Annotated in this window: 21 protein-coding genes; 12 read left to right on the top strand and 9 right to left on the bottom strand. The window is 57.8% G+C overall.

The genetic code is table 11. The features are described 5' to 3' along the window. Positions 1–55 precede the first annotated feature (55 nt). A complete protein-coding gene (locus H8S56_RS08255) occupies positions 56–1048 on the bottom strand; it encodes an alpha/beta fold hydrolase (protein WP_080266134.1) in 993 nt (330 codons plus the stop codon). Between the two features lie 131 nt (positions 1049–1179). After that, positions 1180–1881 (bottom strand): uroporphyrinogen decarboxylase/cobalamine-independent methonine synthase family protein, encoded by a 702-nt coding sequence (locus H8S56_RS08260; RefSeq protein ID WP_187518355.1) that lies wholly within the window; start codon positions 1879–1881, stop codon positions 1180–1182. Positions 1882–1987: 106 nt separating this feature from the next. Between H8S56_RS08260 and metR the strand changes: the two genes are divergently transcribed. Then, complete coding sequence (gene metR / locus H8S56_RS08265) at positions 1988–2905, top strand: transcriptional regulator MetR (protein WP_187518356.1); 918 nt, start codon at positions 1988–1990, stop codon at positions 2903–2905. A 14-nt stretch (positions 2906–2919) separates the two neighbouring features. Here the strand turns inward: metR and H8S56_RS08270 are convergent, their stop codons facing one another. The 3 genes from H8S56_RS08270 to H8S56_RS08280 all read right to left on the bottom strand — a co-directional run bounded on the left by H8S56_RS08270 (position 2920) and on the right by H8S56_RS08280 (position 4850). After that, positions 2920–3330 carry an NUDIX hydrolase gene (locus H8S56_RS08270; protein ID WP_187518357.1) on the bottom strand — a complete coding sequence of 137 codons (411 nt, stop codon included), beginning with the start codon at positions 3328–3330 and terminating at the stop codon, positions 2920–2922. Continuing rightward, positions 3327–4418 (bottom strand): D-alanine--D-alanine ligase, encoded by a 1092-nt coding sequence (gene ddlA / locus H8S56_RS08275; protein ID WP_187518358.1) that lies wholly within the window; start codon positions 4416–4418, stop codon positions 3327–3329. The genes H8S56_RS08270 and ddlA overlap by 4 nt, the downstream gene beginning before the upstream one ends. A 153-nt stretch (positions 4419–4571) precedes the next feature. Next, entirely contained in the window at positions 4572–4850 is a 279-nt protein-coding gene (locus H8S56_RS08280; RefSeq protein WP_187518359.1) for a type B 50S ribosomal protein L31, read from the bottom strand. Between the two features lie 208 nt (positions 4851–5058). On the opposite strand from H8S56_RS08280, the gene H8S56_RS08285 reads away from it, so the two are divergent. The 4 genes from H8S56_RS08285 to H8S56_RS08300 all read left to right on the top strand — a co-directional run bounded on the left by H8S56_RS08285 (position 5059) and on the right by H8S56_RS08300 (position 9321). Continuing rightward, positions 5059–5424, top strand: coding sequence for a hypothetical protein (locus H8S56_RS08285; RefSeq protein ID WP_187518360.1), 366 nt, complete (start codon positions 5059–5061; stop codon positions 5422–5424). Positions 5425–5646: 222 nt separating this feature from the next. Continuing rightward, entirely contained in the window at positions 5647–7260 is a 1614-nt protein-coding gene (locus H8S56_RS08290) for an FMN-binding glutamate synthase family protein (protein ID WP_187518361.1), read from the top strand. Positions 7261–7414: 154 nt separating this feature from the next. Continuing rightward, positions 7415–8545, top strand: coding sequence for an OpgC domain-containing protein (locus H8S56_RS08295; RefSeq protein WP_187518362.1), 1131 nt, complete (start codon positions 7415–7417; stop codon positions 8543–8545). Between the two features lie 110 nt (positions 8546–8655). Continuing rightward, on the top strand, positions 8656–9321 hold the full coding sequence (locus tag H8S56_RS08300; RefSeq protein WP_235986760.1) for a hypothetical protein: 666 nt from the start codon (positions 8656–8658) through the stop codon (positions 9319–9321). Positions 9322–9365: 44 nt separating this feature from the next. Here the strand turns inward: H8S56_RS08300 and H8S56_RS08305 are convergent, their stop codons facing one another. After that, a complete protein-coding gene (locus H8S56_RS08305) occupies positions 9366–10301 on the bottom strand; it encodes a hypothetical protein (protein WP_240033509.1) in 936 nt (311 codons plus the stop codon). Positions 10302–10519: 218 nt separating this feature from the next. On the opposite strand from H8S56_RS08305, the gene H8S56_RS08310 reads away from it, so the two are divergent. Together H8S56_RS08310 and H8S56_RS08315 are read left to right on the top strand one after the other, a co-directional pair. Then, on the top strand, positions 10520–11230 hold the full coding sequence (locus H8S56_RS08310) for a hypothetical protein (RefSeq protein ID WP_235986762.1): 711 nt from the start codon (positions 10520–10522) through the stop codon (positions 11228–11230). A gap of 121 nt (positions 11231–11351) precedes the next feature. Then, positions 11352–12032 (top strand): hypothetical protein, encoded by a 681-nt coding sequence (locus tag H8S56_RS08315; protein ID WP_187518363.1) that lies wholly within the window; start codon positions 11352–11354, stop codon positions 12030–12032. Between the two features lie 50 nt (positions 12033–12082). Here the strand turns inward: H8S56_RS08315 and H8S56_RS08320 are convergent, their stop codons facing one another. After that, the gene (locus H8S56_RS08320) at positions 12083–12997 is read right to left on the bottom strand and encodes a hypothetical protein (protein ID WP_187518364.1); all 915 of its coding nucleotides are present in this window, start codon (positions 12995–12997) and stop codon (positions 12083–12085) included. 311 nt (positions 12998–13308) lie between these two features. Here H8S56_RS08320 and H8S56_RS08325 point away from each other — a divergent pair, with 311 nt between their 5' ends. The 3 genes from H8S56_RS08325 (at position 13309) to H8S56_RS08335 (ending at position 17870) form a co-directional block, all read left to right on the top strand. Next, positions 13309–16428, top strand: coding sequence for a transglycosylase domain-containing protein (locus tag H8S56_RS08325; protein WP_187518365.1), 3120 nt, complete (start codon positions 13309–13311; stop codon positions 16426–16428). 78 nt (positions 16429–16506) lie between these two features. Then, positions 16507–17091: a PadR family transcriptional regulator gene (locus H8S56_RS08330; protein WP_024695833.1), complete on the top strand. Its 585-nt coding sequence runs from the start codon at positions 16507–16509 to the stop codon at positions 17089–17091. Further along, on the top strand, positions 17088–17870 hold the full coding sequence (locus H8S56_RS08335) for a siderophore-interacting protein (protein WP_187518366.1): 783 nt from the start codon (positions 17088–17090) through the stop codon (positions 17868–17870). The genes H8S56_RS08330 and H8S56_RS08335 overlap by 4 nt, the downstream gene beginning before the upstream one ends. A 51-nt stretch (positions 17871–17921) precedes the next feature. Here the strand turns inward: H8S56_RS08335 and H8S56_RS08340 are convergent, their stop codons facing one another. Both H8S56_RS08340 and H8S56_RS08345 read right to left on the bottom strand, forming a co-directional pair. Beyond that, entirely contained in the window at positions 17922–18581 is a 660-nt protein-coding gene (locus tag H8S56_RS08340) for a Pr6Pr family membrane protein (RefSeq protein WP_187518367.1), read from the bottom strand. 42 nt (positions 18582–18623) lie between these two features. Beyond that, on the bottom strand, positions 18624–18851 hold the full coding sequence (locus tag H8S56_RS08345; protein WP_024688545.1) for a VF530 family protein: 228 nt from the start codon (positions 18849–18851) through the stop codon (positions 18624–18626). Positions 18852–19161: 310 nt separating this feature from the next. On the opposite strand from H8S56_RS08345, the gene H8S56_RS08350 reads away from it, so the two are divergent. Further along, the gene (locus H8S56_RS08350; protein WP_187518368.1) at positions 19162–20523 is read left to right on the top strand and encodes a carbohydrate porin; all 1362 of its coding nucleotides are present in this window, start codon (positions 19162–19164) and stop codon (positions 20521–20523) included. 138 nt (positions 20524–20661) lie between these two features. Then, positions 20662–23085 (top strand): glucose/quinate/shikimate family membrane-bound PQQ-dependent dehydrogenase, encoded by a 2424-nt coding sequence (locus H8S56_RS08355; protein ID WP_187518369.1) that lies wholly within the window; start codon positions 20662–20664, stop codon positions 23083–23085. The last annotated feature ends 83 nt before the right edge of the window (positions 23086–23168 follow it).

The following is a 23168-nucleotide window of genomic DNA, read 5'->3' on the forward strand; positions in this document are numbered from 1 at the left end:
ATCGGCAAAAGCCACACGATACACCTCTATGCATTCCGTTCAACCGTGCGGGTTTCTACAGCTGCGCCAGATTACGGCCGTCTTCGTGCTGCGCTTTCAGATAAGGCAACACCGCACCGAGCAGCGGAGCCTTGAACGCTTCTTGAAACCGATGTGCAAGCCCCGGAATCAAGCGCAACTGACTGCCCTGAATGTGCGCGGCCACGTGCACGCCATGCATCACGGGCAACAGCGGGTCGGCGGTGCCATGAACCACCAGCACCGGCAGACGCAGGCGATTGAGCAGTTCGACCCGGCTGGGCTCGGCCAGAATTGCCATGATCTGGCGCTTCACGCCTTCAGGGTTAAAGGCGCGGTCGTAGGAGACCGCAGCCTGATGCAGCAGTTGTTCGCGATCATCCTTGACCTGAGGGCTGCCCAACGCCGCCAACAAATCGGCCTGCTGCTCAATGGCGATTTCCCGGTTCGGTGCGCCACGGCGGGCCAGCAATTGCATCAACGCCGCACTGGGCATCGGCAGGCCCTGAGCGCCGGAGCTGGTCATGATCAGCGTCATGCTCTCGACGCGAGACGGCGCAAGGTCTGCCAGATGCTGGGCAATCATCCCGCCCATGCTGGCACCCAGCACGTGAAACTGCCGAATCTGCAGGCTATCCATCAGACCCAACGCGTCATCGGCCATGTCCGTCAGTGAATAAGGCGCGGAAACCGGCAGGCCGAGCTTGTAGCGCAGCACTTCGTAGGTGAGGTTGGCATCGGCAGGCTGTTGCACCCACGTGGAAAGGCCCACGTCACGGTTGTCATAGCGAATCACCCGATAACCCTGCTGACAAAGCGCGACCACCACCTCGTCAGGCCAGTGAATCAGTTGCCCGCCCAGGCCCATGACCAACAGCAAGGCAGGGTCGGATTCACTGCCGATACTCTGGTAGGCAATCCGCACTTGCTTGAGTTCGGCAATGTGTACAGGAACATCGACGTCGCAACGATCGGCCGCAAAAGACTGCAAGCTGCACAGAAGCGCGGCCAGAAAAATTAACACCCGCATGAAAAACACCAAAAAACAGATCCCCAGTAGGCAACAAGTCTGATGATGTTTTGCAAAGCGCGCTGCCACAGTTGCGTGACAATTTGATGAAGGGGGCTCAACGGTCGTTTACAGGACCGACCTGAACGCGATCAGGCGCAGGCGAGCAGCAGGTTTTCGCCAAACCGGGCGCGTGCTTCCTGAACCAGCTCGACCTGATCGCTGGCGCGCCCCAGGGACAGGACCTTGTAGATCGGCAGACGATCGAACACCGGGGCCAGTTGCTCAGGCACGCTGACACTGTCGATGTGCAGGCCGGTGACCGGCAGCAGAGCCGCCACGCCGAGGTTGTCCTTGAGGTCGCCACGATAGGTCGCTACCAGTTTTTTCAGCGGCGAGTATTGAAGAATGTGGTAGGCGCGTTCGAATGCGTTGCGCCATTCCAGGGGAAGGTCCAGGGTCAGGATCGGCTCGTCGATTTGCACCCACTCGACACCCCTGGCCGCCAGACGACCGAAGATTTCGCCATAGGCTGGCAACAGGCGATCAAGCAGATCGAGCTTGTCGACGTCCTGGCGTGCCTGAGAAAACCAGAGGTACGTGAGTGGGCCGATAAGCGAGTGCTTGCGACCTTGCTCGCTGGCCGCTTGTGCATCCTTGAGCAGCCGCTCCCAGTCCGGCTGAAAACGCTGGTTCTGAGTCAGTTGTGGAATCAGTGACGGGCACTGCTCGGCCAGCCATTCGGCGGGGCTGGTCACTGCAGACTCTTCGCGCTGCCAGCACGCCTGCAAAGCTTGCTGCAATTCATGATCAGCGCCTATGTGCAGGTAGTCAGCGTGGTGTGCCAGGGCCATGAGGTGTCCTCCATAAAAGATAGCGCTATTGTCGACAGCCGGAGCAACATGAGACAAACTCATTTTTTTCGTGTTGATCACAAATACTATTCATGGAGCACTGACCGTGCTTGAGATACGCCACCTCAAAACCCTTCACGCGCTGCGTGAAGCCGACAGTCTGGTGGAAGCCGCCGAACGTCTGCACCTGACACAATCGGCGCTGTCGCACCAGTTCAAGGAGCTGGAAGAGCGCATGGGTATGCCGCTGTTCGTGCGCAAAACCAAACCCGTGCGCTTCACCAGTGCCGGACTGCGCCTGCTGCAACTGGCCGATTCGATCCTGCCTCAGCTTCGCGGCGCAGAACGGGATATCGCCCGTCTGGCCGGCGGCACCGCAGGCCGTCTGCACATGGCCATCGAATGCCACAGTTGTTTTCAATGGCTGATGCCAACCATCGACCAGTTCCGCGATGCGTGGCCGGAAGTCGAGCTGGACCTGTCTTCGGGTTTCTCGTTCGCCCCGCTGCCCGCGCTGGCCCGAGGTGATCTGGACCTGGTAGTGACCTCGGACCCGCTCGAACTGCCCGGTATCACCTACGTACCGCTCTTTACCTATGAAGCGATGCTGGCCGTTGCCAACCAGCACGCGCTGGCCAGCAAGCTTTACATCGTCCCGGAAGACCTGCTGGACGAAACCCTGATCACCTACCCCGTGGAGCGTGATCGACTGGATATCTTCACGCGCTTTCTGGAGCCGGCCGACATCGAGCCCGCGCAGGTGCGGACCTCGGAACTGACCGTGATGATGATGCAGCTGGTCGCCAGCGGACGCGGGGTGTGCGGCATGCCCCATTGGGCGCTGCACGAGTACAGCTCGCGGGGCTATGTGAAAGCCAAGCGTCTTGGAGAGAAAGGGTTGTTCGCAACACTCTATGCCGGCATCCGCGCCGACATGCTGGACGCGCCTTACATGCGCGATTTCCTGCTGACGGCCAAGGACACGTCATTCTCGACGCTGGATGGCGTCAGCGCAGTGCGCTGACGCCCGGCGTACGCTCAGACCGCCTCGATCTGGCGCTGCCGGTACAACGGCAGAATCAGGTCGCGGGTCAGCGGGGCCAGATGCAGATCCGGATGAGGGTCTGTTCCAATCCAGACCACCTCCTCGATCTCGGCAGCCGGTACCACCGGCGCATCGGTCATGACTTCGAACAACTGACAGTGCACTTCAAAGCCCGGCTCATTGGCAGCCGGAGCCTTGAACTCGCCGAGAAAAACGGCCTGTTGCGGATCGATGACCAGCCCAAGCTCCTCCTCCAGCTCTCTGGCCAGCGCCAGTGAAGCGGCTTCGCCAGGCTCGATCTTGCCGCCCGGCTGCATGAAGGCCTGGGTGCCGCGCTTGCGCACCAACAGGGTCTGGCCGTCAGGGTTGACCAGCAGCGCTGCGGCAATGGTGATGAGCTTCATGCAAAAATATCCGTTTTGAGCAGTCGTGCCTCGTCAGCGCGCTCCAGCGCCAGTGCGATCAGACGATCAATCAGCCCGGCGTAGGACAGACCGCTGGCCTGCCACAGTTTGGGGTACATGCTGATGGAGGTAAAACCGGGAATGGTGTTGACCTCGTTGATGATGATGTCGCGTGCTTCGGTGACGAAGAAATCGACCCGTGACAGCCCCGCGCACCCCAGCACCTTGTAGGCTGTCAGCGCGACGTTACGTACCTCGTCACTCAGATCCATCGCAAGCTCTGCCGGAATGGCAATACGTGCCTGATCACCGTTGAGGTATTTGGTGTCGTACGCGTAGAACTCGTCATTGGCGACCACCTCGCCACACACACTGACCTGCGGGTCGCGATTGCCCAGCACCGCACATTCCACCTCGCGGCCAACGATGCCTTGCTCGATCAGCAGCTTGTGATCGAACTGAAAGCCGAGTGCCAGAGCGGCCTCGAAACCGGCTTCGTCGACCACCTTGCTGACACCGACCGACGAACCCTGACTGGCAGGCTTGACGAACATCGGCAGGCCGAGCTGTTCGGCAACCTGCGAAAACTGAACGGTTTGACCACGGTTCAGCACCACGAACGGCGCAACCGCGATACCTGCATCGCGCAGCAAACGCTTGGTCACGTCCTTGTCCATACAGGCAGCAGAGCCCAGCACGTCCGGACCCACGAAAGGAATCGCCAGCAGACGCAGCAGACCTTGCAGCGAACCATCCTCGCCAAAGGCACCATGAATCAACGGGAACACCACGTCGATGCGCGGCAGTTGCTCCCCGGACCGGACCTCGACGAACTGCCCCTCGGTGCTGCCGGGCAGCAATGCCAGGCGCTCGCCGGACGCGCTCAAGCTGATTTTTGCCGGGTCGCCCGCGTTGAGCAGGTAGTCGCTCTCATCGAACCGCAGCCAGCCGCCCAGTTTGTCGATGCCGATCAGGGTCAGCTCATAGCGTTCACGATCAATTGCATTGATCACGTTGCGCGCCGACTGCAACGAAACTTCATGCTCGCTGGATTGCCCACCGAAAATGATGGCCACTGACTTTTTCAAAGCGGGTACTCCTGTTTTTCAGGCCGCGAAGATAAAAGCAATTCCTGCTATTAGTCCAGAGGACGAGTGGTCGCAACCCTCACTCCAGGCAAAAAAATCCCGGTCCAGAGCCATCCTGTACGGATGCCCTGGACCGGGATGACAGATGGAACATTATTCGACCGACGTTTCTTTCTTGCCGCCGGAACCAAAGGTGGCAAAACGCTTGTTGAAGCCTGCGATTCGACCTTCGCTGGTGGTCTTGCGCTGTTGGCCGGTGTACATCGGGTGCGAGGCGCTGGACACGTCCAGAGCAACGTACGGGTAGGTAGTACCGTCCGTGTGCTGTTGCGTACGATCAGTATCGACTGTGGAGCCGATCAGGAAAAAGGCGTCAGCGGCCGTGTCATGAAACAGCACGGTGCGGTAAGCGGGATGGATATCGGGTTTCATGGAGACCTCCAGTCAAGCAGGTGATTTAAGTGTTACACAGTAACATAATGCATACCGCAAATGATAATTATTCCTGTCGATGAGCCCTATCGAGAGGCTTGATCGGGCTGGCACTTGAAGCTAAGGTTCGACGCGCCACTGCTGATCGGTACCCACGGAAGGCCCCCGAAACGCGGATGGGACAACAATAAAAGCCAGTAGGATTTTCATGCCTGACGCCCCCCGCTATGACCTGCCTGCACATGCTTATGAACGCCTGATCGAAGCCCGCGATTCACTGCGACTGCTCGATGGTTACGTCAACAAAACCCACGTGATGTGCAACCCCTCAATGCTGGTGGGTTATGTATCGCTACTGCAGAACGTGCTACAGGACGTGATTACAGCCAGCACACCCGCCCAGCCTCGCGACAGCTCAATGCACGAGGCAGACGAACCGGGTTTCGTGGCCCTCAACCCTAAAGAACTGGCCCTCATCCAGCATTTGCGCTGGATCAACCTGGAGGGTCGTGAAGAGGTGTACGCCGCCACAGAGCGCTTGAGACACCAGAAACCCTGGGTGCTGGAAAGCTGAACGAACGCTGCAGCATCACCATTAGCGATCGCTGGCGCCTCACTTACTGCTCACATCCATGGCGGCAATCCGCTACATTTCAGTTGCGCCCTGCGCTGGATCGCTCATGCGAACCGGCCAGGGTGCTGAAAGTACGGTAGCCCTGCGGTCCTGCATGCACTCATTCGCAGGCGAAGACGGGGCGCCCAGCGCTGAAAACCGCCATTAGCCCAAGGATGTCGTATGAGCCTCTCACTACTCAGCCGTTACGCAGTCTTCGTCGGATGCGTACTCTTCACCCTGTTCAGTCTGCCGTTCTGGCATCACGAGTGGCTATGGCCGTTCACGCTCCTGACCGCGTTGCTGAGCGTTGTCGGCATCATCGACCTGCTGCAGACACCGCACTCGGTGCGCCGCAATTACCCTATTTTGGGCAACATCCGCTACGCGGTTGAAGCCATACGCCCGGAGATTCGTCAGTACCTGCTCGAATCCGACAGCGACGCTCTGCCCTTTTCCCGCGCCCAGCGCTCGCTGGTGTATTCGCGCGCCAAAAATGAATCGGCCGACAAGCCATTCGGCACACTGATCGATGTCTACCAGACCGGTTTCGAATTCATCGGCCACTCGATGCGACCCGCACCATTGAGCGACCCCAATAGCTTTCGCGTGTCGATCGGCGGCCCGCAATGCACGCAGCCGTATTCCGCCTCTATATTCAACATCTCGGCCATGAGCTTCGGCTCGCTGAGCGCCAACGCCATTCGCGCGCTGAACAAGGGCGCGAAGCTGGGCAACTTCGCCCACGACACCGGCGAAGGCAGCATCAGCCCTTATCACCGGGAACACGGCGGCGACCTGACCTGGGAACTGGGCAGCGGCTATTTCGGTTGTCGCACGGCGGATGGCCGCTTCGACCCGCAGCGGTTTGCCGTGCAGGCCCAAGACCCGCAAGTGCGCATGATCGAGATCAAGATGAGCCAAGGGGCCAAACCCGGTCATGGCGGCATCCTGCCCAAACACAAAGTCACTCAGGAAATCGCCGATACTCGGGGCATCCCGATGGGTGAAGACTGTATTTCGCCGTCACGGCACAGCGCGTTCTCCACACCGTTCGAGCTGATGCAGTTCATTGCGCAGTTGCGCGAACTGTCGGGTGGCAAGCCGGTCGGTTTCAAGTTCTGCCTGGGCCATCCGTGGGAATTCATGGGCATCGCCAAGGCCATGCTCGACACCGGCATCTACCCGGACTTCATCGTGGTCGATGGCAAGGAAGGCGGAACCGGGGCCGCACCGGTCGAGTTCACCGACCACATGGGCACGCCGATGCGCGAGGCGCTGCTGTTCGTACACAACACGCTGGTCGGCCTGAACCTGCGCGACCAGATTCGATTGGGCGCCAGCGGTAAGATCGTCAGCGCGTTCGATATCGCCAGCGTGCTGGCCATTGGCGCCGACTGGGCCAACGCCGCGCGCGGCTTCATGTTCGCCATCGGTTGCATTCAGTCACAGTCGTGCCACACCAACAAATGCCCCACCGGGGTCGCCACTCAGGATGCCCTGCGCCAACGCGCACTGGTCGTGCCAGACAAAGCCGAGCGGGTGTACAACTTCCATCGCAACACGCTCAAGGGGCTGGCCGAGATGCTTGCTGCAGCAGGTCTGGATCATCCCTCACAGCTGGAAGCCAAACACTTGGTGAGGCGCATGTCGGCCACTGAAATCAAGCTGTTCTCGCAAACCCACGTGTTCCTGCAACCGGGTCAGTTGCTCAACGGCGTAAAGGACGACAGCTTTTATTCACGCATGTGGCAGATGGCACGGGCCGACAGCTTCGAGCCCGCCGACGTCGCGTAAACAGGCTGGTGAGGAGACATTCTGTAATAGCCTGATTTTGCAATTATCCTGATTTAACGCCACCCTGCCGCGCCGCCGAAAGACACTGACTGGCGGCGCGGAACCTCAGCCCTCTGTGGCCCATCTTATTAGCAACTTTCAAGAGTCCACCGTTATGACTAACGGACGCGATCATCGAATCGACTTCTTTCGGGGCCTGGCGCTGATCTTCATTTTCTGGGATCACGTGCCGGACAACCCGCTGGCCCAACTGACTGTGCGCAACTTCGGTTTCAGCGATGCGGCGGAGATCTTCGTGTTTTTGGCCGGTTATGCGGCGATTCTCGCGTACGGGCGCATTGCCCGACACGAAGGCATGCTGGTCGCAGGCGTACGTATCCTGCGGCGCACGTGGGTGCTGTATGTGGTGCACATCTTTCTGTTGACCTTGCTGATGGGCATCGTCTTCGTCGCCAACAACCATGTCGAGACCCGCGATATGGTGCAGCAGATGGGGCTCGAATATTTCGTCGGCAATCCCCAACAGGCGCTGGCCGATGAACTGCTGCTGCGCTTCAAACCCAACCTGACCGACCCATTGCCGCTGTACATCGTCCTGTTGCTGACGCTGCCTTTGATCCTGCCGCTCATGCTGCGCAAGCTGGAGCTGGCGGTCGGCCTGTCGATTGCCCTGTACCTGATGGTGCCGCTGTTTGGCTGGAACCTGCGCGCCTATGAAGGCGGCGGCGTCTGGTACTTCAACCCGGTGGCCTGGCAGTTGCTGTTCGTCCTCGGCGGTGCCTGTGCGCTGCGGGCCGAGACGCAAGTCGCCAAAGAACGTACCCCGTTGCTTCAACAACCTCTGTTCATGCTTGCCGCCGTCTACGTGCTGATCGCTGGCGTACTGACCTTCAGCGAAAAATGGCCGGGGCTGCACACCGCACTGGTCTCGACCCTGCAACTGGAAAGCCTCTATCCCATCAGCAAGACCGACCTGGCACCTGTGCGGCTGCTGCACTTCCTGGCGCTGGTCTACGTGGTCGCCCGCTTGCTGCCCACCACCAGCACCTGGCTCGACAACTGGCCTGCTCGCCAGACCTGCCGCATGGGCCGCTACTCACTGGAAGTGTTCTGCCTGGGCGTACTGCTCGCCCCTTTGGCCGACATGGCCAACGCACTGGCGGGCGACACGTGGCCAATGCAAGTCACCACCGCGATCGTCGGCCTCGGGTTGATGATGCTGATGGCCAACGGGCTTGAATTGAACAAACGCTTCGACAAAGCGCCCCGTCTCTTGCCAACCTGAGAACCGCATCACATTCAATCGCCCTCTCGGAAAGTTCCTACTGCTTTATCAGGCCAAGTTTTTCTTGAAATGGCCGTTATTCGGTATGAACTCAACGGGAGGGCAATGCCTTGAATATTGATACCGTCACAACCCACATGAAGACCTTGCAGCCTACGGCCATGCCACGCGCATTGGAATCGGGAATAGTTGGCGGCGCTGCGCCAAAAAAAGAGGCTATGACGGCTGACGCCACAACAGCGAAAGAAAAGCCTTTTTATGAATATGAGAAAGAACCGTGGCTTTCAGAACCAGTGGATCCGCTGATCACGAATCGTGAAGAGTATGTGGCTTACACTAAAGTATTTAGCGCTATGGAACAGGATCTCATGCGCATCACGTATGACGCTTATAGAAGACAGCTAGTGGATACCCAACCAGACCTCGCGAGCAAAAATTTTGGCTTCACGCTTGACGAAAACGCATCCCTGAAAATAATTGACTATGACAACAGTCTCACCGAAGCCGACGAAGTGGCACTGACCGAATCCATCAACAACTTCCAAGAACTTAAAAGCATGGCACAGAAAAATGCAAAAACGCTTATGACACTGGTGGATCATGATCACAAGACGTTCGGCAGTCGATACAACCTGAACATCGGTAACTTTCATAGCATTATCGATTACGGCAAGATCATTGAGGCCGGCACTAAAAATATGGAAAAAGAATGGATAAGACAAGTTGAGAGCAACGCTGAGAAACTGAGCTACTCGTACATTTCCATCACCGCATGAGAAAAGTCTGGCGGAACATACGCTCCGCCAGACTTACCCTCAAATCAATTATTGGGCGCAACCGTTCTCATCACCTGTTGATCACAGATATGCCCAAGCCTTAAAAAGTCGGACGCTTTAGGCAACGGACTGACATAGAAATTCGTTACAAAGTAGTCCGCGACTTTATAATAACTTCTCCATGTATTGAACCCCATCTGTTTATCGACAAAGTCTTTTGCCTCCACTCCACCGTAGCACCGCCCAAGTTCTAGGCGTGTCGATACAATACCGTTAGCTCCACTGACGAAAACGCCCTTCATACTTTTTTCTCCCTCACCGAAGGTCAGGCCGAAAAGTGCTACTCCACCTTCCAGGGTGACACCTTTGGTATCAGTAAACCTCACTTCAAGCATCGCTTCCTTATAGACCTGAGTGGCCAGCCAGTTGGGCTCCGTGTATCCACTGGGTATTCTTATGACACCAGGCTCATCAAACAGATCATAGCCTTTCAATACGGGATAGGAGCCCAGCACAACTGCATAGGTAAGCTCGTTCAGTATTTCCGGGTTCTTGGCAGTGATTCGGACGATGACGTTATCACCTGGGCTCAGTTTGGTAAAAACCTTGGTTGCCGTATTTTGAACGACCCATTCACCCTTTTCGTAATACTCAACGCGCCATGCTTTGTTGGCAGGATCACCGTTTGGCGAGTGGAGCAGCACATCCTGACCTCGCTGCGAAACAAATCCGTAATAATGGACGGGAGACTGACTCGTCAACGAATCCAAACCGGAATTGAGCTTGTCCGGGAGCACTGTGAACTTCGGTTGAGGGACCACTTGTTCAGTATCCGGCTTGTTCCCCTCGGTGCTTTCGACAACGGATGCCTCATCCTGACTCATCAGGGCAGGATTTGCGTTTATACCAGCGCTCAACGCTGCACTGAAAAGCACAGGCAAAAGCCAGAGACGGACATGCTTCTTGTAAATTATCTTCATCATTATTCTCTTAGACAGTTAGACAGGGCTGAATGCCACTGATAAAACCGACGTAATAGAAAGCCGCCCCATCAGTCAACCCACACTAACCAAAACAAGAAAACTCCTACAATAAAATTACCCCTTCAAATTCTTGAGAAAAATCCTACAACATTATCAGGACAAGTTTTTCAGCCCAAGGCCGTTAGCGAGTTAACTCATCAGCAGGAATACCTGACATGAAAATCAGTGCAGCAACCATGAGCCTCGCGTTCCAACCTGACTTTATCAAAAAAGCCACCTCCAGCCCGGCACTTGCGGAGTTGTCAAAACCTCTGCCGACGTCTGTCAAACCTCAGCGCGATCCAAATGAAGAATTCTACCGGTTCGAAGAAAGCCCTTGGCTGCCCAAAAACGACAAAGGGGAAATTGACGAAATTTACAAATCCCTTTCGGCCGAAGACATAAAACCAATGAGAGATAAGTTTATCGAAAATAAAGTAAAAACATTTCAATCTTCGATATGCAACATGTTCGAAGACTTTCACAACTTCAAACAGCAACTCGCCTACTTGAACCCCGGGCTTGCAGGCAAGCACTATGGCTTCACCTTGAGCTTCGACGAAAACATAAAGATAACTGACCCGGATGGTGTATTAACGCCCGCAGAGCACACCTACCTCACTGAAGAACTTAACAAACGCAAGCCGCTCAAGGATGCGTTGATCACCAACGCCAAAAGCATCATGACCTTGCTGGATCACTACTCAGAAAAATTCGGTACCGAGCACACGCTCAACCTGGAGAAATTCAGCAAGGTCATTGATTACGGACAAGTGTTCAGCCGCAACACCATCGGCAACTTCATGGACACCATCATCTACCAGATCGAACGCTATGCCCCAAAGCGCGAGGTCGAGGAAGAATCGTTGGTGGACGTTCACGCTTGAAACCGAGAAAAGCATCACATCGCTGCCCACGTCCGGAAATATCCTACAGGGTTATCAGGCAAAGGTTTTCTCCACATCGCCGTTATCAGGGAAGCGTCATCCATTCAGCAAGGAGCGAGACATGAATATCAACAGCGCAATTCCATACTACATACCCGCTCAAACACCTCGGCAGACTCTTGCGCCTCTGCCGACCAACCCGCCCTCGTCCGATGTGTCAACGCATCAGGAGAAGAAAGACGCCTATGCGAAAGAGTTCTACACAAGGGAGGAAGAGCCTTGGAACAAAATATCTTACGATTACATGCAGGACGGTGTACCCGTATCAATGCAGCATTATGCGAAGGAATGCTATTTACTGTCCATGAGAGTGTCGGCCGCTAGAGAGCTGGGCAACCAAGAACTATTTTTTGGTGCTTTTAAAAAACAAGTCGCACATATCCGACCGGACTTGGCAGAGAAAAACTTCAGCTTTACTCTTGGCGACGACGCGGAGATCAAAATACTGGACCCCGGAAAAAAACTGAACGACGACGACTTACAATGGTTAACCAGAGCCATTAATTCAGACGGCGACTTCAAGGGTTCGGTAAGAGAAGGTGCGAAGCTTATAATGACGATATTTGACCATGACTCCAAAAATTTTTCAGGAAAAACCAACCTGAACCTTTTGAACTTTCAGGATATTGTCGACCTCGGGAAGGTACTCTCAGACCCGATTGACATGACTGAAGGATGGATGAAGCAAGTGAAGGAGCATGACGAGAAAAATGGGAATTCTCTGATAAACACCTACGCGTAGGTGTCAAAAAGGGCGCTCCGTAGACGAGCGGAGCTGCCCTTTCTTAAAATTTACGGCCTTGTATGCAAATTGGTTAGCCAACGCTTACACAAATGCCCTAGCTTGAACTCATAAACTTTGTCCTCCAGCCGCCCCGTCAAAATATTGCTGGCACTATAAATCCCCTCCTCGTAACGCGTACTCCACGTAAGCCTTTTCTTATCGACGTTTTCATAGATGCTGTCTGCGAGCCAGCCTCCTTCGCAACGCTTGAACTCTATCAGCTCTGATATTTTTCCATTTTCATCAGATAAAAAGGTTTTTTTCACCTCCTCTCCGGCACCCGTAGTCAGTGAAAAGAACAACTGCCCCCCCTCCAAGGGATACGCCTTGCTGTCCGTAAAATTCGCCTCCAGCGTTACCTCCTTGAATCCTTGAGCGGCTAGAAACCCTTTCTTGTCACTTTGAATTGCCGAAATCGGTAAAATACCTTTCTCGTTGAGCAGGTCGTAACTCATGTGAGGAAACGACCCGAGCACAATCCTGTATTCCGCGCTTTCAAACTTGCTCCCTTCAACGGTAATTACGCGGACATTGACCTGAGCTCCGGGGTTCAAGCCGGATATCAGTTGAGCGCTTGCAAAGCGTTTAGGCTTCCACTCGCCACTGTCAACCTGATATTCAACTTTCCAGAGTTTGTCGTATTGACTGCCAGGCGTTGCCAACAAAACATTCTGGCCACGAACCGCGGTAAAGCTGTACTGATGGACTGCCGAAACACTTTCCAGCGTCTGAGTAATTTGGTGAATCTTGTCGGAGAGCACGACCACACCTGGGTTTTCTGCGCGCAACACCGATGTTTCGTGCAGCGCATCCGACGCAATGCTGACAACACCGCTTTCACCCTGTGCAAGCACATGGCAGGACATTGCCAGAAACAGTCCCGACACGAGCATGCGGCACGTATTACTTTTATTGTTTTTCATTTTAAAATCTCAACGTAAGTCCATTAATGTACGCCGGGCATCATTGCCACTGACTGCCTGGACGTAATCAGCGAATACGTTGAAGATCAATATCGAGAACAGCTTTACGGAAACATCCTACGCATTAAAAAATCGTGCGCATTCAAACAACATGCTGGATCAGCCACTCCCGGATTCCCTCGACTGCAATTTTTCTGACGGCCCCGCCTCGGCTGCACAGCCTTCACATTGATCCCGACAATTTCTCCTGTAATCCCAGCCAGCGTCTAAGCTTGTCTCAGGTGCGTTAACAGGGTGACGGGCCATCGACTATGGGCGTATTCGGGCATTCCGATAGCAGGCAAGATGTGATTTCCGCTGACCGTCAGGATGACCCACGCGCGCCGCAGCAGCCCCGTCGTAAACGTTATGGATGGCGGGTGTTCTGGGTGGTCGTGGCACTGGGCGGTGTCGCGCTGGGCGCGGCGGTGGCCGTGGAAAGCCGCAGTTCCAGGCTTCAGGCACGCGAATTCAGCCGCTTTGCCGCCAGCCTCAGTTATTCGGTGCAGCCCGGGCCGAGCACGGATGTGGTGTATCCGGGTGACGGGCCTTTCGACAAACGCTTGGGCTACTCATCGCTGGATGAATTCCTGCCGCGTTTGCTCAAGCGCGATTATGTGATCACGCGACAGGCGCGCTTTTCCCCCGAACTGATGCGCTACAGCCAGCACGGCTTCTTCGTGCCTTATCAGGAAAAGATTCAGGCCGGGCTGTCGATCACCGACTGCCGTGGCGCGCCGCTGTATGAGTTTCGCTATCCGCAACAGTTCTACCCGGCATTTGCCGACATTCCGCCGGTGGTGGTGCACAGCCTGTTGTTCATCGAAAACCGCGACCTGCTTGACCCGCAGCAGCCGCTGGCTAACCCGGCGGTGGACTGGCCGCGATTTGCCAAGGCCGCGTGGTCGCAAGTGGCACGGCTGCTGTCGCTGCCTGGTCAGTCAGCAGGCGGCAGTACGCTGGCCACGCAACTGGAAAAGTATCGCCACTCGCCGGACGGGCTTACGCAGTCTGGCTCGGAGAAAATCCGGCAGATGATTTCCGCCAGCGTCCGGGCCTATCAGCCCGGCGCGCAGACGCTGGAGGCACGTCAGCATGTGGTCAGGGATTATCTGAACAGCGTGCCGTTGTCCGCGGTTCCCGGGCACGGCGAGGTGCATGGTCTGGCCGAGGGTTTGCGGGTCTGGTTCGGTGCGGACTTTGCCAGAAGCAACGAAATACTCGCGTCCAATCCTGCGGATAAAAAAGGCCTGGCCGAAAAAGCGCTGGCGTTGCGCGAGGTGCTGTCGCTGGTGATTGCCCAGCGCCGCCCTTCCCATTATCTGGCCAAGGGTCGTCTGGAACTGGCAGAACTCACCGACAGCCACATTCGCCTGCTGGCCCAGGCCAATGTGATTGATCAACACCTTGCGGATGCGGCGTTGGCGGCGACTGTCACCTATCGCGACTGGGTGCAGCAACCAACGATTCAGCCCATCGAAACCAACAAGGGCATCAGCGTTGCGCGCACCCGGCTGTCGAACCTGCTGAATCGTCCGCTGTACGACCTGGACCGCCTTGATCTGTCGGCCACCAGCACCTTGCACGGTCAGTTGCAGACGCAGGTCAGCCAATACCTGCGCGACCTGGCTAACCCCGCGTTTGCGGGCAGCATCGGCCTGCTGGGTGAGCGTCTGCTGACGCCTGCCAGTACCGCGCAAGTGCGTTACAGCTTCACGCTGTTCGAGCGCGGGCCGGATGGCTCGCGGGTGCGCGTGCAGACCGACAGCACCGATCAGCCGTTCGACATTAACGAGGGCAGCAAGCTGGAACTGGGTTCGACCGCCAAGATGCGGGTGCTGACGACCTACCTGGAAATCATCGCCGAACTGCACGGGCGCTATGCCGACATGAGTGTCGCGCAACTGAGGAAAGTCCCCATCGAAGAGCCCGATCGCCTGACACGCTGGTCGGTTGACTACCTGATACAGAACAAGGACCGCGACCTGTCGAAAATGCTTGCGGCCGCGCTGGATCGCACCTACTCGGCCAGCCCCGGCGAGGCGTTCTTCACCGGCGGCGGTATGCACCGTTTCAACAACTTCAGGCACGAAGACGACGGGCGAATTCCGACCTTGCGTGAGTCGCTGCGTGAGTCCATCAACCTGCCGTTCATTCGGCTCATGCGCGATGTTGTGCGCTACAGCACCTATCAGGCACCCAGCAACAGCGCGGCGCTGCTCAAGGACGACGACAACCCGCGTCGCCAGGAATACCTGAGCCAGTTCGCCGACCGCGAAGGCACGGTGTTCCTGCTGCGTTTCTGGAAGCGCTACAAGGACAAAACCACGCAGGAACGCCTCGACACGTTTCTGGACGGCATCAATCCGACCGCGATCCGTCTGGCCGCGGTGCACCGTTACCTGCTGCCGGGGGCTGACCGCAATACCTTCAATGCCTTCGTTCGTGCGCACCTTGAAGACCCGAGAGCCACAGCGAAACTGACCGAAAAACGTCTGGCGGATCTGTATGACAGCTACGGTCCGGGCGCGTATGACCTGCCGGATCAGGGTTACATCGCACGGGTGCATCCCCTGGATCTGTGGCTGGTGGGTTATCTGCTCAAGCACCCCGACGCGCAGTTCAAGGACGCCGTGGCGGCCAGTCGTTTCGAACGTCAGGAAGTCTACGGCTGGCTGTTCAAGAGCCGGCACAAGGGCGCGCGCGACAGCCGGATCCGTACCATGATGGAGGTCGAGGCGTTTCTGGACATCCAGCAACGCTGGCAGCGCGTGGGCTATCCCTTCGATCATCTGGTGCCCTCGCTGGCGACGGCCATCGGCAGCTCCGGCGACCGCCCTGCGGCGCTGGCCGAGCTGATCGGTATCATCCAGAACGACGGCATCCGTCTGCCTGCCGTGCGCATCGACAGCCTGCAGTTTGCCGCCGCTACGCCTTATGAAACCGAACTGACCATCAACCCGGAACTGGGCCAGCGGGTGTTGCCATCCGAAGTGGCCGCAGCGATGCGCGAAGCGCTGTCGCAAGTGGTGGACGGCGGCACCGCAAAACGGGTGCAAGGCACCTTCAAACTGCAAGACGGCAGCGTGCTGGCCATGGGCGGCAAGACCGGCACCGGCGATAACCGTATCGAAAGCATCGGCGCAGGCGGACGCATCATCAGCTCGCGAGCCATCAACCGCACTGCGACCTTCGTGTTTTATATCGGTGAGAGCCATTTTGGCGCCCTGACGGCGTTCGTGCCGGGGCGCGCCGCAGAGGGTTTCCGGTTCACCTCGGCGCTGCCGGTGCAGGTGCTCAAAGGCATGGCACCGATATTGACGCCTTATCTGGAGAGCAATGGAAAAGCGATGTGCAACGCGCCGCCTCTCGACAACCGCACGCAGACATGAGCCCGCTACCGTTCGTCATGATCGCTTGAAGCTCGACTTAGATATATCTTAAGGTATATCTAAATAGGACAACGAGAGATGAAGACTATGCGTGATGACGCTCATCACCCCCACCCCCATCATGTTCGTGAAGACCGGGACGGCTTTGAAAAACGCCCCGGCCGTGAACGTGGCGGACGTGGCCCGCGCGTGTTTGCCCCGGGCGACCTGAAATTACTGCTGCTGGCACTGATCGCCGAGCAGCCTGCCCACGGTTATGACCTGATCCGCAAGATCGAAAGCCTGTTCGATGGTGCGTATTGCCCAAGCCCGGGCGTGATCTATCCAACCCTGACCTTCCTGGAAGAAAGCGAGCTGATCCTCGGCGATGCCCAGGCAGGCAAGAAGCTTTACACCGTGACGGATGCAGGTCGCGCCTCCCTGCTGGAACAGGCGGTTGCGCTGGATGGCGTGCGTACACGCATCGACGTCAGCAAACGTTCGCTGCGCGGACATGACCGACCACCGGAAATCCACGAAGCGGTGCACAACCTGCGCCATGCCATGCACATGCATGACGGCCGCTGGAGCCCGGAAGAAATCATTCGGGTTCGTGACCTGCTCAACAACACCGCCAAAGCCATCGTCGATGGGCCGCAATCAGCTTCGGAGAAGTCGCAATGACGTCAGAACCAACGACTCAGGAACAATCGATCCACCGCGTCATGCACGACATCAAGCGCCGCAAGCTCACGGTGCAGCGCGTGACCCAACTGACGCCGCTGATGCGCCGTATCACCCTGCAAGGCCCGGAATTGAAGGGTTTCATCAGCCTGGGCACCGACGATCACGTCAAGCTGTTCTTCCCGCGCACGCCGCAGGAACACGCAGCGCTGGAAACCCTGACGCCCGCCACCGACAAGGACGCGCCACGTCCACCGATGCGCGACTACACGCCACGTCGCTATGACGAAGCCACCGGCGAGCTGGACATCGATTTCGTGCTGCACGGCGAAGGCCCTGCTGCTACGTGGGCTGCCCAGGCTGAGCCGGGTCAGTTCCTGCATATCGCAGGGCCAAAGGGTTCGATGGTGGTGCCGGATATGTTCGACAGCTACTTGCTGATCGGCGATGAAACCGCGATTCCGGCCATTGCCCGCCGCCTGGAATCGCTGCCTGCCCACCGCGCTGCACTGGTGGTGGTCGAAGTCGCCAACGAACAGGAACAGCAGGTGTTCCAGAGCGCGGCGCAGGTCGATGTGATCTGGATTGTGCGCGGCGAGCAAAACCTGATTGACGTGACGCGTCGTCTGGAAATGCCCGAGGGCAGGCTCTATGCCTGGGTCGCCACCGAATCCGGGCTGTCGCGCAAGCTGCGTCGTGTGCTGCTGGAAGAGTTCGGACTTGACGAGGCGTTCGTCAAGGCTGCCGGTTACTGGAAGCTGGACAGCGAAGAAGCGTAAACATCGGCGGTCTGGCGCTCTCGGCAACGCCAGGCCGCAATGAACGCTGGATTATTTCTGACGTCGCGACGCCCGGCGGTCCACACCCAGCAACACCAGCGCAATCACCACAAACCCCAGCAAAACACCCAGCGCATTGATGAAGGCCTGGGTGTAGCCGATGGTGCCGATGTCAATGAACGGGTACATGTAGTCGCCGATCACATCGCCGCGCAGCAGGATGTAAGCGAAGTACACCAACGGGTACAGCGCCCACAGCACAACGTGGCTCAGGCGCAGCAAACCCTTGGGCACGCAGAGCCACCAGTACGCCAGAAACGCCAGCGGCATCACGTCGTGCAGCAGCTCATCGGCGATGAACTGCCAGCCTTGCGGGTGCCACAAATGGCGCAGCAGGATGTTGTAGGCGATGCCGACCACGGCGATGCTCACTGCAATGCCGCCGCACACCACGGGATTGCGAAAAAACCGATGGCCCGCAGACTGCCGCCCGCTGAGCGCACAACTCAGTGCAATCGCCACCAGCGTATTGGTGAGCACCGTAAAGAAGCTGAAGAACCGGACCAGCCCGCCCAACAGGCTGGCGTGATCCATCCAGCGTCCGATGAAGATCAGATAAAGCTGAATCGCAAGCCCTGACCAGCCCAGACAGGCGGCCAGGAGAATGAGGGTGCGCTGCCGTCGGGAACGAGGCAGGTGTTGACTGTGCATCGGTGTGCTTCCTTGAATATCAGCCTCCATGCCATGCGTTGATTACCAACCCTTGCTGCGGTGCAGCTTTGTGTACAGGCGCTCCACCTTTTCCCGCGCCCAAGGGGTTTTGCGCAGGAATGTCAGGCTGGATTTGATGCTCGGGTCGCTCTTGAAACAACGAATATCGATGCGCTCGGCCAGGCCTGACCACTCATAGTGCTCGACCAGGGCGTTGAGAATCTGCTCCAGCGTGACGCCGTGCAGCGGGTCGGTAGTGGGTGTTGTCATGTCGAACCTTGAAGCCGGTGAGTGACGCGATAAAGGAAGGTGCGCACCTTAGCCGAGCGCTCGCACGGCGCAAAGGACTTCGTGCGCAAAGCGTCGCAGCACCCTTAACAATAGTCGCTCAAAGCACTGTTACCAAACCTGCAATGATCCATGTCAGGTTAACGTCTTTTTACAAACTCGTTAGCGTCCTATCATTACCGCTCTAGCTGAAACGATTCTCTGCATTGGAAGTGTTTCGCCGACGACCGCCCAGACGGTCGCGGGATAGCCTTGTCGTTCCCAAAAAACTTAATAAAGAATGCCCCTTTTCATGCCCAGTTCATCCAAGCATCCTCGCATCGCTACGGTTCATCGTGCTGTCAGCCTGTGGGGTCTGACACTCATCAGCCTGGCGAGCACCGTCCATGCCGCGCCTGCCCTGTCCACCGATTCGCCCTGGATGCTGGGGGATTGGGGCGGCAAGCGCACCGACCTCTCCACGCAAGGTATCGACTTCAAACTCGACTACACCAGCGAGACGGGCGCCAATCTGCACGGCGGCTACAACCACGACAAAGCGACCCGTTACAGCGACCAGATCGCCGTAGGCGCTCACCTGGACCTGCAGAAAATTCTTGGCTGGCATGACGCCGAATTCCAACTGACCCTGAACAACCGCAACGGCGACAACATCAGCAACGACCGAATCGGCGATCCACGTACCGGCACGCTCTCCTCTTCGCAGGAAGTGTGGGGCCGTGGCAGCGTCACCCGGCTGACGCAGATGTGGTATCAGCAGGCGTTCTTCGATCAGGCCTTGAGCATCAAACTCGGCCGCTTCAACGAAGGCGAAGACTTCAACAGCATCCCGTGCGACTTCCAGAACCTGTCGCTGTGCGGCTCGCAGGCCGGCAACTATGTCGATACCTGGTACAACTGGCCGATCAGCCAATGGGCGATGCGTATCAAGTATCAGCTCACGCCCGAGGTCTTCGTTCAGGTCGGTGCCTTCGAGCAGAACCCGTCCAATCTGGAAAACGACAACGCCTTCAAACTCAGTGGCAGCGGCACCCAGGGTGCGCTATTGCCGGTCGAGCTGGTCTGGTCGCCCAAGGTCAACGGGCTGCCGGGTGAATACCGCGCAGGTTATTACTACAGCACCGCTGATAGCGAAGACGTCTACAGAAACACCGACGGGCAACCCGCCGCACTCACCGGGACGGCGTATGGTGGTGCCTCAAGTAAACACGGCCTGTGGCTCAATCTACGCCAGCAGGTCACGCAGCATGACGGCGACGCCAACCGTGGCCTGAGCCTGTTTGCCAACGGCACGTTGCACGACAAGAAAACCAACAAGGTCGATCACTATGTTTCGGTCGGTATGGTCTACAGAGGTCCCTTCGATGCCCGCACTCAGGACGAAATTGGCCTGGGTCTGTCACGCATTCATGTCAATCCGGCGTACCGCAAAAACGCCGATGCACGAAATCAGGCAGCGGCGGTCTACGACTACAACGACCCCTCCTTCATGCCTCTGCAGGACACGGAATACAACGCCGAGCTGTACTACGGCGTGCACCTGGCCAACTGGCTGACCGTGCGACCGAACCTGCAATACGTGCGTCATCCAGGTGGGCTGGACGAGGTCGATGATGCGCTGGTGGCCGGGTTGAAGGTGCAACTCTCGTTCTGACCGCCGGTTGAATTCAACCGCCGGTAAATCGTCTCAACAGTACGTTTGATTTCAAAGACTGTTCAAGAGTGATACCCGGGTCTGCCTCTCAGGCATTCCAGGGCGTCAATCATTTCAATTCTCGCGGAGATTCGCATTATGAGCACTGATGGTGCTTCGGGTAGAAATCGTCTGTTGCCGACACTGCTCGGCCTGGTGATTCTGTTGATGGGACTGGCCTTGGTGGTCGGTGGCATCAGATTGCTGCAACTGGACGGTTCGCTGTATTACCTGCTGGCCGGTATCGGCTTCGCGGTGACTGGCGTGCTGCTGATCACCGGGCGCAGCGCTGCGCTTGGCCTGTACGCGCTGCTGCTGTTCGCCAGCACCGTCTGGTCTCTGTGGGAAGTCGGCCTGGACTGGTGGCAGCTGGTACCGCGTCTGGCGCTGTGGTTCGCGCTGGGTCTGGTGTTGCTGCTGCCCTGGTTCCGTCGCCCGCTGCTGCGTAATGGCCCGGCCCGTATGGGGACTGGTGCGTTGAGCATCGCGGTGGTGCTTGCCGGTCTGACCGCGCTGGCCAGCCAGTTCACCCACCCTGGCCGCATTGAAGGTCAGCTGGACCGCGAGACGGCAGGCACCTCCAACACCGCGCCTGCCATGCCTGACGGCGACTGGCAGTCCTACGGCCGCACTGGTTTCGGTGATCGCTACTCGCCACTGGCGCAGATCACACCGGAAAACGTGAGCAAGCTGGTACCGGCCTGGACCTATCGCACAGGCGACATCCCAGGGCCGAATGACCCAGGTGAGACGACTGCCGAGAACACCCCACTCAAGGTCAACGGCATGCTGTATGTCTGCACGCCGCACAGCCAGGTCATCGCGCTTGACCCGGATTCGGGCAAGGAAATCTGGCGCTTCGACCCGAAGATCAGCACCCAGAACGCCGAGAACTTCAAAGGCTGGGCACACATGACCTGCCGCGGCGTGTCGTACCACGATGACGCAGCCTATGCAGCCGCTGGTACGCCAGAACAAAGCCCGGCAGCCCCGGCTGCGCAGGGCTCTGCGACAGCCAGCGCCTGTCCACGCCGGATCTTCCTGCCGACTGCCGACACCCGTCTGATCGCCCTGAACGCCGACACCGGCAAGATGTGCGAAGACTTCGGTAACAAAGGCTCGGTCGATCTGACGGCCAACATGGGCACCTTCGCCCCGGGCGGCTACTACTCCACTTCGCCTCCGGCCGTGACCAAGGACCTGGTGATCATCGGTGGCCACGTTACCGATAACGTCTCGATGGACGAGCCGTCCGGCGTGATACGTGCCTACGACGTGCACACCGGTCGTCTGGTCTGGAACTGGGACAGCGGCAACCCTGAAGCCACAGCGCCTATCGCTGAGGGTCAGGTCTACACCCGCAACTCGCCGAACATGTGGTCCATGTTCAGCGTCGACGAAAAGCTGGGCATGATCTACCTGCCGATGGGTAACCAGACGCCGGACCAGTGGGGCGGCGACCGTACACCGGAATCCGAGAAGTACAGCGCGGGCCTGGTTGCACTGGACATCGCGACCGGTCGCGTGCGTTGGGATTATCAGTTCACTCACCACGACCTGTGGGACATGGACGTGGGCGGTCAGCCGACCCTCATGGACATGAAAACCGCGGACGGCATGAAACCCGCCGTTCTGGCCTCGACCAAGCAGGGCAGCATCTACGTGCTGGACCGCAGCAATGGCCAGCCTATCGTGCCGATCAACGAAGTGCCGGTGCCGCAAGGCGCGGTCGAAGGCGATCACACTTCGCCGACCCAGCCAAAGTCTGACCTGAACTTCATGCCGCCTGTGCTGAAAGAACGCGACATGTGGGGCGTGACCCCGTTCGACCAGATGTTGTGCCGGATCGACTTCAAGTCGCTGCGTTATGACGGCCCGTTCACTCCGCCATCGCTGCAAGGCTCGATCGTTTATCCAGGCAACTTCGGCGTGTTCGACTGGGGCGGTATTTCCATCGACCCGGTTCGCCAGATTGCGTTCGTGAACCCGAGCTACATGGCGTTCCGTTCCAAACTGGTGCCAGCGGCCGAAGTGGAAGGCGGCCCGGGTCGCAAGAGCGAAACCGAAGGCGTACAGCCGAACAAAGGCGCGCCTTACGGAGTGATCCTCGAAGCACTGCTGTCGCCAGTGGGCCTGCCATGCCAGGCACCCGCATGGGGTTATGTGGCTGCGGTCGATCTGACCACTCACAAGACCATCTGGATGCACAAGAACGGCACCGTGCGCGACAGCTCACCGGTTCCGATCCCGCTGACCATGGGCGTTCCAAGCCTGGGCGGTACGTTCACCACCGCCAGCGGCCTGGCATTCCTGAGCGGCACGCTCGATCAGTACCTGCGCGCTTACGATGTTCGTAACGGCAAGCAACTGTGGGAAGGCCGCCTGCCGGCAGGCGCCCAGACGACACCGATGACCTACACCGGCAAGGACGGTCAGCAATACGTGCTGGTCGTGGCTGGAGGTCACGGCTCGCTGGGCACCAAGCAAGGCGACTACGTGATGGCGTTCAAACTGCCGAAGTGATGCGTTGCTGAGGTAAAGGAAAGGCGGCTATCGAAAGATAGCCGCCTTTTTTTGTGCTCTCAGATGACTGAATGCATTCCCCG

The sequence above is a fragment of the Pseudomonas triticifolii genome, assembly GCF_014358015.1.
Lineage (GTDB): Bacteria > Pseudomonadota > Gammaproteobacteria > Pseudomonadales > Pseudomonadaceae > Aquipseudomonas > Aquipseudomonas triticifolii.